Source organism: Paraburkholderia sp. SIMBA_053, assembly GCF_046534895.1.
GTDB classification, from domain to species: Bacteria; Pseudomonadota; Gammaproteobacteria; order Burkholderiales; family Burkholderiaceae; genus Paraburkholderia; species Paraburkholderia caledonica.
In genome coordinates this window covers 115,718-130,036 of record NZ_JAWRXU010000001.1, presented here as the reverse complement: position 1 = coordinate 130,036, position 14,319 = coordinate 115,718, and the positions used below count along the sequence as shown (strand labels likewise).

Here is a 14,319-nt window from a genome sequence, read left to right as displayed (position 1 = left end):
TCAGCTAGAAACGGTCAGAAGCGGTGAATAACGCCCACGCCGAAAGCAAACTGATTGCCTGTGGACGAAGGCGCGGAATTGTAGCCGTCACCAAGCGTCGCGGTCGCGTCGATGATTTGCCCAGCGCCGTTGGTGCCAAGCGTCTTGCCCTTCGCGTGCTGATAGGCCTCCAGTGCATACAGGCCAGTACGCTTAGACAACGAATAGTACTGGGACAGGTTGAACTGGTGATACTGCGCGCTGTCCTCAATGCCGTTCGCGCGGGTAGCACGCGTGTAGCTGTAGCCCGCGCCGAAGTCCCATGCAACCATCGGCTTCCAGTGCAACACGAGACCACCCGTATTGAAGATCGCCGTGTCGTGGAACTTCGAACCCGTGCCCGGAATGTATTGGACATTCGAGTACGTGGCCGTGACGTCCCACGCGCTATTGAACGTATAGCCGCCACCCACCGCGAAACGCTGTTGCGCCTGTGCGGTCTGATAGCCATTCGTCAGCGCCGATACCCCGATCTGCGAGCCGCCGTTCGTGGTCGTCGAATCGGCGCCCCAGGTGCCGCCGCCCAACGTCGAGTTATTGATGCGCGAGAAGCCGACCGCAAGGCCGATCGGACCCAACGCATATTGCGCCGCCGTCGACCACGTCGAGCCGCGGTTCGTGCTGCCCGCCACGCCGCCGAGCGAATAGGAACCGCTGACAGTCAATCCGTACAGCTTGGGCGAGGTGTACTCCAGCGTGTTATTTGCACGGTAAATGGTATCCAGCCCGTCGATGTCGCCAGGATGCGCACCGTAGTAGCCGGTGAGCCACGTTGTCGGGCTGTAGGGTGAGAGCATCTGGTAGTACGACGCATATTGGCGTCCCGCCGTGAACGTGCCGTACGCCGGGTTGGTCACACCGACCCACGCCTCGCGGCCGAACATCGCATTGGTGTACTGCTGTGCCCCCGTGCCCGAGTTAAAACCCGATTCCAGCTGGAAAATGGCCTTGGTGTTGCCGCCAAGATCTTCCCCGCCCTTCAGACCGAAGCGGCTTCCAGCCCACACCCCCGGCGCGAGCTTGACAGCGGATTTGCCCCCGCTCGTCGAGCCGAGCGTAGAAGTCTGATTGCTGGTGTAGGAAAGGCCGTTATCGACGATACCGTACAACGTCACGCTGCTTTGCGAGAGGGCCGGTACGGAGGCCGTCACTGCTGCACCGAACAGCACGGCGTCGATTCGCCTAAGACTTATTTTCATTCTCCAGATCTCCAGTTGCTACGTCTTTGTTGAAATGCTTTTTTGCGTCACTGCTCGCGGCGGTTGGACAAAACCGCCGCGTTACTGCGCTTGTCTTTCGAACTGGCGTTTCACTGTCAAAGCGAGCGGCACAGTAAAAAAGATGTGCGACATGAATCCGCCGATGATCACCGCGGGGTCGTAGTAATTTGGGTGGTTGTCCGAAGCGATCATGATGGCCACGTGCATGACGATCCACGCGAGCACCGCATAGCCGAGGGCTACCAGCGTCGCTTCAACGCCGCGTCGGCGGAAGTACGGCCAGATCGCGGCGAACAGCACGCCCCAGGCAATCGCGAATACGAAGTGAATGCCTGTTCCCACCACATAGGCCCACACGCCGATCGACTCCTGCACCGCCTTGCCGAACACAAGGCCCGTTGCGTTGCGCGGAATGCCGGCAAGCGGCATCAGATGCTGTGCACCCACCCATATCAACGCCTCGTAGATCCAGATAATGACTGCGCCGAGCAATCCGCCCGCAACACCGGCGCGAAGCATTGCCTGCCGGCTTGGCCATATCCACGCGGATGGCAGATCTGTCCGGTTCAGCTCGCTTCTGCTTACATTCAAATTGCCCACGTCTACCCCCTTTGTGAGCGCGCCGAAAAGCGCGCTCTGCCATCACACCGGATGCGCGAGCGGGCGCACAAGCGAAGGCCACCAGCTCTCGCAGGACTCAGGAATGCCGACTTATGCAACGGCCGCGATGAGCGCGGGCCAATCAGATAGGTTGCAGGAAATCTTAAAACTGTCCTCGTCACCTTCTTGGGATACGAAGATAGAAATTACGCAGGGTTTTGAAAAGTACGGGTAAACGTGTGACGGGTGGCGAATCGTCGGTGTGAAAGCCATCCAGTTGCCCTTCCACTATCTTTCGCCCGCGTTGAAAACCGCATCGAGCCGGGATAAGTTGGTATCCCAATTGCCGCCCGTGATTGCGCAGAAGCAAAAGCGAAACACCCCGGGCGATAAACAGATTGGATGTCATCGAAACTAACTAGCAAGTTGCTATTTCGCGCGGAGTGCCGTGAGTTGTGCGTAGCTACACTCGACAGCGTCCAATGATGCCGATGACGATGAACGAAACGACACAGCAGGCTGTCGTTCAGACCTTACGCGAGAAGATCGTCGCAGGAGAACTGTGGGCGGGCCAATGCCTGCGAGGCTTTTGCATTTGATCGCAGCCGCCGCATGACGCACCGCACATCGCCGGTTCGGTTCAGGAGGGCGGCAACTGCGCGGGCATCTGAGCCATATCCGACTAGGCATGCACAAATGCTCGCGCGAAGGAAACGGCGCGCGTAGTCGCGCAAGACCTGTTCAATCTTGCGCGACTACGCGCGTCCTGGCTTGTCGCCGATACTGGCAGCGCAACGCGTGCCGAGTTGGCCGAATCAGAACTTGTGACGGATACCCACGATCGCAAGCGCTTGCGAATCGGTGCCGTTGTAGCCATACGAACCGATCGAAGCCTGGGCGTCCTGCGTCGTGCCATCCGCGAGCCGCTGCGTGCCGCTCGCGTGCTGGTAAGCCGCAACTGCGTAGAAGTCGGTGCGCTTCGAGATGTTGTAGTCCGCGCCGATGCTGACCTGGTCGTAATGCGCGGACGTATCGCCGGATGCCGCCGTGTACGCATAGCCGACGCCCGCGACCAGTGCCGGCGTAGCCTGGTACGCAACGAACGCCTTACCGCTGTTGTACTTCTCGGTACTTGTAAAGGTCGACGAGGCGTCGCCCTTCAATTGCGTGTTGCTATACGAAGCGCCGAGCGTCACGGGACCGATCACGTATTGGCCGCCAACCTGCGCGATGCTGACCGACTTTGCCGTCACGTAACCGTCGTTGATATGGCTGTCGAAGATCGAATCCGTCGTGCTGCTGGCCCAGCTCGTGCGCGCACCGGTCGCCGAGGCATTCGTCGCACGCAGGTAGCCGCCGGCCAGCGAGAACGGACCGTTGGAATACGACACCGCACCGCTGTAGGTGTAGCCCTGACCCGCCTGGCCCGCGACGCCGCTGAATGCGTACAGGCCTTCGAACTGCAGGCCGCCGTAGGTCGGCGACACATATTTGACCGCGTTCGACACACGAGCGCTGTTGTCGTTGTTGTCGACGTCGCCCGGCGTCGCGAAGGCGGACCCGAAGAAATTGTCTGCCGTGACGCCCTGCACCATGTCGACGATCGGATCGTACTGGCGGCCTGCAGTGACCGTACCCCACGTAGCGCCGGTCAGCCCGACGAATGCCTGCCGTCCGAACTCGCGCGAACCCTGACCGAGCTTACCGGTACCGACGTCGAAGCCGTTTTCCAACGTGAAGATCGCCTTCAGCCCGCCGCCGAGTTCTTCCTGCCCCTTCAGGCCCCACCGGTCGCCGCTCAGGTTGCCGTTGAGCATGCCGGTGAGGTTGCTGCCGGAATCGGCGTTATGTACGTAGCCGATACCGGCGTCGATCACGCCATACAAGGTCACGCTGTTCTGTGCATGCGCGGATCCTGCCGCGACCAGCAGTGCGAGAGACGCCGAAGTCAATGCTGTCTTTTTCATACTTGTTCCTTCTATTGAAGTTCCGATAAAAGCATTACGGGTTCGCAGCATACATTGATCAATTGAAATTTCAATAAAAGTGTTTGCTAATCAATACACAGTTAGCATGCCAAAATAAAACAAATAATTAAGGGCTATGTGCGAACACATAGCCCCGAGTCCGGCGCAACACCTTCTCTGCGTGGAATCGTGGAGAAAGAACCGAACGTGGCGAATTTAGTGATCGGCAAGCGCGACGTCAAGTCGCCATGGAATAACTTTCCTTGCTTAATCTTTCAGATGCCAATCAAGCGGGTTTTATTATTTTGAATTATTAAATCATCTTTCCATTTCTGCTTCCGGGTGCCGATCGTTGGGAAGGTCAATGACATCCTATCGCGCAGCCCAGCAAGCCGAAAACACTGACAATGCCAACGCCTGCGCCCAGACCGAAGGTCTCGAGTGAGGTCGCGCATCCCTGCATACTGAACAGTATCGTCACGGCTGGAATCAGCATGATCCGGCGGATGCTGTGCCGCATTGCACTGTTTGCGTGAGTGGTATCGATCATCTTTCTCCTCGTCTCGTGGCTCACAAACAACGCGGGTGTAGCGAGTTCGTGGTGGCGCAAAGCGTCGAATACTCAGTGGGAAAGCGGCGGCAGTTACAAAATCTTGCGTCGGCGAGGTGCCGCCGCTCACTCGGCTCGGCACCATCAAGCAGTAATGGTTTTGCCGTAGCCGTCCATCAGCGCGCATGGCGATGAAATCACCTAGACTTTTCTATATGCGCGACGAAGACGGAGGCGGCTATGCGCGACGAAACCGCAGCTTGGCAAATGGTCGAGTACGAGGGCTTCGAGATTCACGTGGAGCCGCTCCTTAAAAATGCGCCGGGCGAAGTTAATGCGTCCAACGCGGTGGAGAACCGCTACACGTATGTGGGCTACGTTTGTCATCCGGGCATCGATCCGACGATTCCGGGACATGCAGTGCGGTTTCACGCGGACGGCGAAGAAAGTTTCGGTAGCAAAGAGGAGGCTCTCGGCGAGGGCGTGCACGTTGGGCGCAGCATCGTCGACGGCACGCATCCTGATCTTACCGTGCTGCCCCTCGTCACCGGCGGTGTCTGACGCGTGCGGCGACGCATGCAACTGTGGTCAGCCGACAGAGCCACCACATGCAGGTCCAGCTGCGCACGGCGCGGGACACCGATCCCCGGTAAGTGCGTCAGTTCAAGACGCTGGACGCCGCCATTCGGGCCGCTGGTGCAATCGGCTTTGAAGTGCGCACGATCGGCATAGCGCCCCACGAGTCGTTGCACTCGCCTTCGTAAACCGCTTACTTCGGCGACGTCTGCGACGACGTTTTTGCATCCGCCGGGCCAATGCCTGCGTAAGTCTTTATGGATCCCAGCAGATCCGTCCCCGCACAGTTCTCACCGGAGTCCTAGCATGCGTACCGCGCTTATTTTCATGGGTTATGCCATCGCCCTCACCGCCCTTCCCGTTTCGCAAGCTCACGCGGATATGTCCGCGCGCGACGACGTTAACTCGCCGCTTAATACGCTCGCGCTGACTCCCGACGCGCCGCTCGGCAGTGAGTATCCGACGCACGGTAACCGGCAGGCCGGCGAACTGCCGCTCAAGGTCACGGATCCCCGCGCCCAGTTGTCCAACGGGCTGCCTAACAACCCGCAATCGGGCGGATACGGCAGCCCGCTCGCCGGGGTTCACCCGCTCGATAACCGGTAATACGCGAACACCCGTTGGCGGCTTGTCACGCGGTCGCGCAGCACAACCGTCTGCCGATCCGCGCGCGAGGCAGTCCACCGCCTCGCCGCCCGCTGTTGCCCGCGATCAGTCGTGCGGCAACCTGGCGACGGTGAGCGGATCCGGCTTATCGTCGCAGTACTTGCGAAGCGCCGATTCGAATACCGCGTTGTCTTGCGCGGCGCGCACAAACAGCGTCATCGACGAACAGAATTTTCGATTGTCCGGGTAGCCGAAGATCTCATCCAACGTCTTGCCTTCGATACCGTTGACGATTGCCGTGCACTCTCGCAGACGTGGACCAAGCAGCGGATGCGCGAGATAGGAGCGCGCCTCGTCGAGCCCGGAGATCGCGTAGCGCTGCGCGGCCGGGCTGCTGCCGATTCCCTCTATTTGCGGAAAGATGAACCACATCCAATGGCTGCGCTTGTCGCCGGCGCGTAGTTCGTCCGTCACTTGGGCATACACCGGCTGCTGCGCGTCCACGAAACGTTGCAAATCATATCGGTCGACCATAGCCATGCCTCCTTCGTGCGTGTCACGAGAAACGCCCGTCACAGAGTTTGATTGGAGGGCGGGCACGGTTTTTCGGCTAGTGCTTTCGCCCATGGATCCCAAGCATTACGAGTGCCCGACTTCGGCACGCCGAAACGCTTTCTGATTGACAGGTTCCAATGCGATGGCCTTGGCGGCGGCATGGTGACGTCCCGCCGGCGGCACCATAAAGCAAAATTAAGAACTGTTAATGCTCGCATAAGGACTTTCGGAGGCCGCGTTCTGTAGTCTGTCGGTTTGAGACACTACAGCCGCCTACGGCGCTGAACGATTAAGGAATCGACATGAACCTGCCCCGCCGGTCCGCTCGTCTGCGACGTGCCACCTCGACCATATCGGGCGCTCGCCCGTGACGCGCTTTTCGCCGACCGATGCCGCGCTGCTGTTCCTGCGCGTGAGCGCAAGCGTCCTCGTGTTGCTGGTGCATGGCTTGCCGAAAGCCTTGCACTACTCGCAGGAGTTAAACGCGATCGACGATCCGCTGCACATGGGTAAGACGCTGACCTTCTGGTTCGCGCTTTTCGCCGAAGTGGCTTGCCCGCTTCTGATGATCGCCGGCATCGCGACGCGGCTCGCCGCATTGCCGATTCTGGTTGTCACGGCGATCGCACTCGGCTTCGTGCATCGCGAATGGACGCTCTTCGAAGCACAGTTCGCGTGGATGCTTCTGATTCTGTTCGGAACCGTCGCCATCGGCGGCGCGGGACGTTACCGGATCGCCATGCGACCGCGAGCACCCTCGCGCGGACAAGCCTGACGCGCGCCGCATCATTTCCCAGCCCCGACCACGCCATGCCCCAGACGACACTCACACGCGACGCATCCGCCCCAGCACTCGACCATCTGCCGGGTGAGGACACCTGGCTCGCGTCGATCGCGGGATACGTCGACACACTCGGCTTTATCGCTCTATTCGGCCTTTTCACCGCACACGTCACGGGCAACTTCATCCTTATTGGCTCGGGGCTGGCAGGTGCCGGTCAGGGCCTGCTGATCAAATGGCTGGCGTTTCCTGCGTTTGTCTGCGGAATCATCGCGGCGCGCGTGCTGTACAACCTGTTGTCGCCGCGCAGTCACGGCACACGCGCGTTTGCGCTGTATGTGATGCAAGCCGCGCTGCTCGCCGGGTTCATGGTGGCGGGCGTCGTCGCTGCGCCCGTCACCAGTCCGGATACGCCGATTGCAATTGCCTGCGGCCTGCTCGGCGCTGCCGCGATGGGCGTGCAGAACGCGCACGGACGCCTGACCGCGCGCTCGGTCGTCGCAAACACGGTGATGACGGGCAACGTGACTCAAGCCGTGATCGACGCCTTCGACTTGCTGACTTCCCGGCGCGACATCAAGAGCCGTCAGACTGCGCGCACACGGCTCATGCGAACCCTGCCGCCCGTGGCCGGGTTCGCGATCGGCGCCAGTGCGGGTGCTGCGGGCTTTCTGATCGCCTCTTTCTGGGCGCTGCTTTTGCCGCTCGTGGCGCTATGCATACTCGCTTCGTGCGCGTGGCACGCGCGCGGCCGCTGACTCGCGCTTTCGGAGCCGCAGGCCTTCGCTCGACGGTTTGACTGGCGTGCGTAGCGCAAACCAAAGTCTTGATCATTGCCCCGGATAGTGTCCCGCCGCGATGTCCACGAGCAACGTCGGATGAACTGGCTCCCAACCGAGCAGCGAGCGTGTGTGGGCGCTCGACGCGGGGATGTCGGCACCGAAGAACATGCTGAGCCAGTCGAATCGCGACTGCGCCTGATCGGCGGGAATCGACTCGACCGGCACGTTCAGGAACCGGCCGAGCGCGCCGGCGATCTCGCGGGTGGCGACGCCTTCTTCGGCGACTGCGTGCAGGGCCGAGCCGGCCGGCGCCTTGTCGATCGCGAGGCGCACCAGCTTGCCGGCGTCGAGCCGGTTCACTGCGGGCCAGCGATTCTCCCCGTCGCCGATATAAGCCGACGCGCCGCTTTGGCGCGCGATTCTCGCGAGTACCGCGACGAATCCGTGATCCCCGCCGGCGCCATGCACCGTGGGTGCGAAGCGCACGACCATCGAACGGATGCCACGCTCCCGCAGGCCGAGCACATATGCTGCATTGGCGAGGCGCGGATGACCGTCCGGGGCCGGCGTGTCGCTCTCGATGCCGACGCGCCCCGTTGCGAGGCCGAGCGTACCGGACGCGATCAGCAGCGGTCCGCCCGTGCCTGTCAGCACATCCGCGAATGTTTCGATGGCCACGCGATCGGTCTGGGCCGCCGCTGCCATTTGCGAAAAGTCGTGGTTGTAGCCGAGATGCACGACGCCTTCGGCCATCGTGGCCGCGACACGCAGGCTGTCGAGATTGTCGAGGCTGCCGCGCACCACTTCGGCGCCGAGCGCGGCGATCTTCGCGGCAGCCTCATCGTTGCGAGCGAGGCCGAGCACATGATGACCGACGTCGATGAGTTCCGTGACGCTCGCGGATCCGATCCAACCCGACGCGCCAGTGACAAGAATTCGCATGGCATGCTCCGTTGATGTCATTGAGTGACATCAGTATAGCGCTATGATGTCACACAGTGTCAACACCTTTCTGGAAGGGATCATGGGTCGCTGGGAACCCAACGCAGAGCAGCGCTTTCTTGTCGCCGCGATCGAGCTGTTCAAGGAAGTCGGTTTCGAGGGCACGACGGTGGCCGCCATCGCCCAGCGTGCCGGCCTGACGGCGCGTACGTTTTTTCGCTACTTCACCGACAAACGCGAGGTCCTTTTCAAAGGCTCCGAGCAGTTGCAGCAGACGATGGTCGATGCGCTCGCGCAAGCGCCGGCCGACGCATCGGCTATCGACGCGGTCGCCGCGGCTCTTGCAACCGCCGGCGAATTTTTCACCGCTGAGCGCCGACCTTACGCACGCGTGCGCCATGCGGTGATCGCCGCCAATCCAGAGTTGCACGAGCGGGAGTTGATCAAACTGGCGACGCTGTCAGGCGCACTCGCCGACGCCCTGCGTTTGCGCGGTGTGCAGGAGCCTGACGCGAGCCTCGTCGCCGAGGCGGGCATTGCAGTTTTCCGGGTCGCGTTTGGCCAATGGATTGCCGACGGCGAAGAGCGCGCATACGGCGAGATCGTGAGCGAAGCGCTTGTGCGATTGCGGACGCTGGCTTCACTCTGAAGCCACCTCGAAATTGGCGGTCTTGCTCCATCCTTGCCGGCGCGTCAAAGGTACGCCGACGTGAACGCCTTTCCCGCCGCTCGTCTCCGGAAACGAGCGCGGGCCGACCTCGTCAGGCACCACCCTCAGGAGCATGGTGAGCCCGTAGCGAATAGTGATGACAGAAACGCCCGTCTATATCGAGACGATCAGGGCGCGCGCAACAACTCAAATTCCTTCAGATGACCCGATGGCAACTTGTCCCGTCCCGGGTCCGCGGGCAGTTCAATACCATACTCACGCCTGACTACGTCGGAGATGAGTTCGTAGCAGCTACCAATCCGAACCACTTCAACTTCAGGAAACCGGAGGATGGTTGCCGACCGTTGATAGTGGTGATACTTGCGCAAGCCGTAATTCAGGATGATATCGGCGGCCGCTTTGATCTCCGGCTCGATATCGTCGACACGAAACTTGGGGCCGCTTCCACTGAGGTTCGCGGACGAACCAAAAAGAGGTTGCACCGCTTCGCGGCTCAGGCGACAGAGTTCGTTGTAAATGGGACCCGCGTTCAGCAACATGGCGATGGTGCCATTTGCTGTACTTGCCTCGAGCAACTCGTCGTCGATCTTCCGAAGAAGCGGGTGGTCGAGACGGCACGGTGCGATTGCACCAAGCGGCAAGTTGTAGTCGAGGGTGATCGACTCGATGATGTCCTGCGAACGTTTGTCTAGCGCATGAATCTCTCGTTGCGTGATTGCGTCGCCGAGGATGGCATTGCGCTTGTGGCTGCCTCGCTTCTTCGTGTCGAAGATTTTCTGCATGGCGGCCTTACTGCTGCCGACCATGCCGTATCCGACATCGTTTGGCCAGATTGCAATGCCTCCTCCAGCAACGACTTCAAAGACCCTGCGTACATCGCTTGCGATATCGATTCTCGGCATGCTCGTCTCCAATGTAAGAGATTCGTGAATGTTGTTCCAATGGTTGTACAAACCATTACGACATGGCGGACGCGCGTAGCACCGGCGGGACGCTGCACCGGCCCTGCGAGTCCATCAGCCTCAATCGTACTTCATGTCATAACATCTTTGTACATGGTAGTATACCTAGTACGCCATGCCAATACCCGCACATTTCTTTGCGCATGCGCTGCTACCAATGGAGGATTACCGCAATGAGTGTGACGACGCTCGATTCGAACACAGCACTAGTAGTCATCGATCTTCAGAAAGGCATTGCTGCCCTTCCCGTCATTCATCCGGTCGACCAGATTGCTGAGCGCGCCAATGCGCTTGCCGCGGCGTTTCGCAGCCGCGGGCTGCCGGTGGTACTGGTGAATGTCGCCGGTGGCGCGCCCGGTCGGGCAGAGTACGCCCACAATACGGCCGACTTCCCCACCGACTGGACCGATCTGATTCCGGAACTTACCCGTGACGCGGAAGACCATCTCGTTACCAAGCAGACCTGGGGCGCTTTCCCGGGCACGGCGCTCGAGTCCTGGCTTCGTTCTCAGGGCGTGACGCAAATTGTCCTCGCCGGCATCGCCACGAGCATCGGTGTCGAGTCAACGGCACGCGAGGCGCACGCTCTTGGCTTCAACGTAACGTTGGCAGTCGATGCGATGACCGATCTGAGCGCAGAGGCGCATGACAACAGCGTTTCCCGCATCTTCCCCTGGCTCGGAGAAACCGGTACGAGCGAGGAGATCCTGGCGCTCGTGCAGAAAGCAGGACCCTGAGGGGTAGCTCCTACCTTTGTGCGTAGCTGGCCTGAGGGAAAGAAGGCCGCGTTGCACTAAAAGACATCGCGGCCTTGGCTCAGCTACAACTTGTCGGGCCGTCCGTCAACTGAACAACCCTGCCGCCTCCATTCTCATCGGCTGACCAGCCTCGGATTCAGAGGCCGATACGATCCGATACGTGAAGCTGTCCGCCCGGAAAGTGGCCGTCATGCTTTGTATGGGTCGTCCAGTCGTGTCGGACACGAGGCGCTCCATGACAAACACGGGATCGCCCTTTTTCAGTTCGAGATGCTCGGCGACTTTTGCGTCGCACGCTTGAGCACGCATCTCCATTTCGGTCCGGGCGGCGCGCAGACCGCGAGTCGCCAGCTGGTCGAGCATGTTGGTCGCTTCCAGTGCCTCTTTTGTCAGAAGCGCCCCGATCGGCGCCGGCACCCGCGCAACAGTATGCAGAACCGGACGCTCGTACCGGCGCCGCAAGCGCGCCACCTCGAGAACGGGTTCGCTGGCGTCGACCTGCAAGCGTTGCGCTTCGTCCGCACTTGGCATCTTCCAGACGTACGAAAGCACGTGGGCCACAGTGCCACGTCCGATCTCCAGGATCGACGGAAGGTCCTGGTCGATAGCCATGGTCGTAGATGCGACCAGCGGAGCAGCGACTCTGGCAGGCCGTCCCCGGCCGCGCTCGATCAACCCGGCTCGTTCGAGGTCATCCAGTGCCCGTCGCACGGTAATGCGACTGACTCCGTACTGCTTCTCCAGCTCCTTCTCGGTAGGAAGCACGGTTCCGGGCGCGAGTTTGCCGCGCTGGATCGCCTCCACCAGGGCCTGATGCACGCGCGCGTAGAGAGGGCCTTCTTTAGGTTCTGTCATATCGCTAGCCACGCTTAAAGAAGTCATATTACCTCTCCGCCACATAGACTGCCAATGCCGGTTGTCCTGCCTACCGAGAAAGAATATTTCTCATGGTAAACACTTCCAACTAGATATAACAACAACTTGCATCTAGTCATAACACGTTATACAGTAAAAGCACGCTGGCACCACCGGAGAAGAAATTGGAAGCAGTCAACAAGCTGCGAAAGCAGCTGGAATCGAAGGAACTCATCGTTGCGCCGGGCGCGTGGGACGGCATAAGCGCGCGGCTCATCGAACAGGCGGGTTTTCCCGTCGCCTATATGACGGGCGCCGGTGTTGCCGCGGCGAACGGCTATCCGGATTTCGGGCTGGTCACCCTGACCGAAATGACGGCGGCCGCGCGGACCTTGACGCGTTCGGTGTCCATTCCTGTTATCGCCGACGCGGACACGGGGTTCGGGAACGCCCTGAATGTGCGACGCACGGTTCAGGAATATGAAAAATCCGGCGTCGCTGCCATCCAGATCGAAGACCAGTTGTTCCCGAAGCGCTGTGGTCATCTGGAAGGAAAGGAACTGGTCCAAACGACAGAATTCGTCGAAAAAATTGCGGCCGCTGCCGCCGCACGTGGCGAAGGCGGAATGTTGATCGTTGCGCGCACCGATGCTCGCGCTGTGACGGGGCTGGACGATGCGATCGAGCGTGTGAACCGGGCACTTGATGCGGGCGCCGACATCGCTTTCGTCGAGGCTCCGCAATCGGTCGAAGAGGCTGCGGCCATTGCTCGCCGAGTGAATGGCCCGTGCCTGCTCAACCTGGTCCCGGGCGGCAAAACGCCCAATATTCCTTTGAAAGACGTTGCAGAACTCGGCTTCCGTATTGCGATCCTGCCCGGGCTGTTGCTGACCAGCATGATGGGCGCCGCAGATCTCGCACTCTCGACCGTACGCAACACGGGTCGCGTCGAGGTGCGTCCCGACGCGCTTCCTATCCGCGATTTGTTCAACCGGCTCGGTGCGCTCGAATGGCAGTATCCGGCTGCGTCTGCCACCGGTCGTGACGGAGCAAGATAATGGCGCAGACACTGTTCGACCGGATCTGGGATGCTCACGTCGTCACTGACCTGGGCGGCGGCTGGGCGCTTCTGGCAATTGACCGCCATCTCCTCCACGACCTTTCCGGCCCCGGAGGTTTTGAAACGCTCGCTGCGCGTGGACTCCCCGTGAGCCGGCCCGACCTCTCGTTCGCGACGGCGGACCACGCGGTCAGTAGCGCCCCGCACCGTACCGGCGAGACGAACCCGGCGGGCGCAAAGCTGTACGCGAGCCTGCGCCGCTTTTGCGACAGCGCGTCCGTTCCCTTCTACGACCTGGGCAAAGCGGGTCAGGGCATTGTTCACGTGATGGCACCGGAAATGGGCCTCACGCTGCCCGGTACGACTATCGTGTGCGGCGACAGCCATACGTGCACGCATGGCGGCCTGGGCGCACTCGCATTCGGTATCGGATCATCGGAGCTGGCACACGTACTGGCAACCCAAACCGTTCGCCAGAAGAAGCCCCGTCAGATGCGCATCACTTACACGGGTACGCTGGCCAAGGGCGTGTTCGCCAAAGACCTCGCTCTCCATGTGATTGCAAAACTCGGTTGCTCAGCCGGCGTGGGCTACGCCATCGAGCACTCTGGGCCAGCGCTGAAAAAGCTGAGCGTCGAGGAGCGACTGACGCTGTGCAACATGTCGGTCGAACTCGGCAGCAAGATTGCCTTCTGCCCACCCGATGACGTGACCTTCGACTTTCTCCGTGGCCTGCCCTATGCACCTGCAGGTAACGAATTCGAGCATGCCGTCAGCGAGTGGCGCAAGCTCCGCTCCGACGACGATGCCCACTTCGACGTCGAAGTCAGCATTGACCTGAGCGACGTGGAGCCGATGGTGACCTGGGGCACGACTCCGGAGCACGCGTTAGCCGTTACGTCGGCAGTTCCCGATCCGACGGACAGCACCGACGCTGAGCGCCGCAAGGGTGTTGAAGCCGCACTGGAATACATGGGTCTTTGCGGCGGGCAATCGCTGGCAGGCACCAGCGTGGACTGGGTGTTTATCGGTTCGTGCGCAAACTCCCGCATTTCCGACCTGCGCGAAGCGGCGTTGATCGTGCGAGGCAAGCACGTTGCGCCCAGTGTGCGGGCATGGGTCGTTCCCGGCTCCCACCTTGTCAAGGAGATCGCCGAGGCCGAGGGACTCGCGGACGTATTCCGCAGCGCCGGCTTCGAATGGCGCGAGCCTGGATGTTCGATGTGCGTCGCCGCTAATGGCGACGTCGTGCCGCCCGGCCAGCGCATTGTCAGCACATCTAACCGCAACTTTATCGGCCGTCAGGGACCGGGCGCGCGCACGCACCTGGCGAGCCCCGCAACGGCTGCGGCTGCCGCCATTGCAGGGGCCATCGTCGATCCAAGAAGGGGATAAG

The 14,319-nt window shown here is 60.9% G+C and carries 16 protein-coding genes; 8 read left to right on the top strand and 8 right to left on the bottom strand.

Annotated features, from left to right (window positions below):
- Positions 1-14: 14 nt before the first annotated feature.
- The 3 genes from SB753_RS00600 to SB753_RS00590 form a co-directional block, all read right to left on the bottom strand.
- Positions 15-1,238: a porin gene (locus SB753_RS00600; protein ID WP_410798477.1), complete on the bottom strand. Its 1,224-nt coding sequence runs from the start codon at positions 1,236-1,238 to the stop codon at positions 15-17.
- A gap of 81 nt (positions 1,239-1,319) precedes the next feature.
- On the bottom strand, positions 1,320-1,778 hold the full coding sequence (locus tag SB753_RS00595) for a hypothetical protein (RefSeq protein ID WP_408130626.1): 459 nt from the start codon (positions 1,776-1,778) through the stop codon (positions 1,320-1,322).
- Between the two features lie 896 nt (positions 1,779-2,674).
- Positions 2,675-3,826, bottom strand: coding sequence for a porin (locus tag SB753_RS00590; RefSeq protein ID WP_410798475.1), 1,152 nt, complete (start codon positions 3,824-3,826; stop codon positions 2,675-2,677).
- 790 nt (positions 3,827-4,616) lie between these two features.
- Between SB753_RS00590 and SB753_RS00585 the strand changes: the two genes are divergently transcribed.
- Together SB753_RS00585 and SB753_RS00580 are read left to right on the top strand one after the other, a co-directional pair.
- A complete protein-coding gene (locus tag SB753_RS00585) occupies positions 4,617-4,937 on the top strand; it encodes a hypothetical protein (protein WP_087750724.1) in 321 nt (106 codons plus the stop codon).
- Positions 4,938-5,258: 321 nt separating this feature from the next.
- A complete protein-coding gene (locus SB753_RS00580) occupies positions 5,259-5,558 on the top strand; it encodes a hypothetical protein (RefSeq protein ID WP_020067584.1) in 300 nt (99 codons plus the stop codon).
- A gap of 105 nt (positions 5,559-5,663) precedes the next feature.
- Here SB753_RS00580 and SB753_RS00575 read toward each other — a convergent pair whose 3' ends face one another.
- Positions 5,664-6,092, bottom strand: a complete 429-nt coding sequence (locus SB753_RS00575) for a DUF1810 domain-containing protein (RefSeq protein ID WP_410798474.1) — start codon at positions 6,090-6,092, stop codon at positions 5,664-5,666.
- A gap of 388 nt (positions 6,093-6,480) precedes the next feature.
- On the opposite strand from SB753_RS00575, the gene SB753_RS00570 reads away from it, so the two are divergent.
- Both SB753_RS00570 and SB753_RS00565 read left to right on the top strand, forming a co-directional pair.
- Entirely contained in the window at positions 6,481-6,888 is a 408-nt protein-coding gene (locus SB753_RS00570) for a DoxX family protein (protein ID WP_087750725.1), read from the top strand.
- Between the two features lie 35 nt (positions 6,889-6,923).
- Entirely contained in the window at positions 6,924-7,652 is a 729-nt protein-coding gene (locus SB753_RS00565) for a YoaK family protein (RefSeq protein WP_204521317.1), read from the top strand.
- 72 nt (positions 7,653-7,724) lie between these two features.
- Here the strand turns inward: SB753_RS00565 and SB753_RS00560 are convergent, their stop codons facing one another.
- On the bottom strand, positions 7,725-8,618 hold the full coding sequence (locus tag SB753_RS00560; RefSeq protein WP_410798472.1) for an SDR family oxidoreductase: 894 nt from the start codon (positions 8,616-8,618) through the stop codon (positions 7,725-7,727).
- A gap of 82 nt (positions 8,619-8,700) precedes the next feature.
- Between SB753_RS00560 and SB753_RS00555 the strand changes: the two genes are divergently transcribed.
- Entirely contained in the window at positions 8,701-9,267 is a 567-nt protein-coding gene (locus SB753_RS00555; protein ID WP_410798470.1) for a TetR family transcriptional regulator, read from the top strand.
- Here the strand turns inward: SB753_RS00555 and SB753_RS00550 are convergent.
- Positions 9,259-9,402 (bottom strand): hypothetical protein, encoded by a 144-nt coding sequence (locus tag SB753_RS00550; protein WP_408422930.1) that lies wholly within the window; start codon positions 9,400-9,402, stop codon positions 9,259-9,261. The genes SB753_RS00555 and SB753_RS00550 overlap by 9 nt on opposite strands.
- A gap of 53 nt (positions 9,403-9,455) precedes the next feature.
- Positions 9,456-10,190: a Sua5/YciO/YrdC/YwlC family protein gene (locus SB753_RS00545; RefSeq protein WP_410798468.1), complete on the bottom strand. Its 735-nt coding sequence runs from the start codon at positions 10,188-10,190 to the stop codon at positions 9,456-9,458.
- 233 nt (positions 10,191-10,423) lie between these two features.
- Between SB753_RS00545 and SB753_RS00540 the strand changes: the two genes are divergently transcribed.
- Positions 10,424-10,987 (top strand): isochorismatase family protein, encoded by a 564-nt coding sequence (locus SB753_RS00540; protein WP_020067576.1) that lies wholly within the window; start codon positions 10,424-10,426, stop codon positions 10,985-10,987.
- 105 nt (positions 10,988-11,092) lie between these two features.
- On the opposite strand, the gene SB753_RS00535 is transcribed toward SB753_RS00540, so the two are convergent.
- Complete coding sequence (locus SB753_RS00535) at positions 11,093-11,890, bottom strand: GntR family transcriptional regulator (RefSeq protein WP_020067575.1); 798 nt, start codon at positions 11,888-11,890, stop codon at positions 11,093-11,095.
- 158 nt (positions 11,891-12,048) lie between these two features.
- Here SB753_RS00535 and SB753_RS00530 point away from each other — a divergent pair, with 158 nt between their 5' ends.
- Complete coding sequence (locus SB753_RS00530; RefSeq protein ID WP_408174012.1) at positions 12,049-12,921, top strand: oxaloacetate decarboxylase; 873 nt, start codon at positions 12,049-12,051, stop codon at positions 12,919-12,921.
- Positions 12,921-14,318: a 3-isopropylmalate dehydratase large subunit gene (leuC, locus tag SB753_RS00525; protein ID WP_410798466.1), complete on the top strand. Its 1,398-nt coding sequence runs from the start codon at positions 12,921-12,923 to the stop codon at positions 14,316-14,318. The genes SB753_RS00530 and leuC overlap by 1 nt, the downstream gene beginning before the upstream one ends.
- Position 14,319 lies beyond the last annotated feature (1 nt).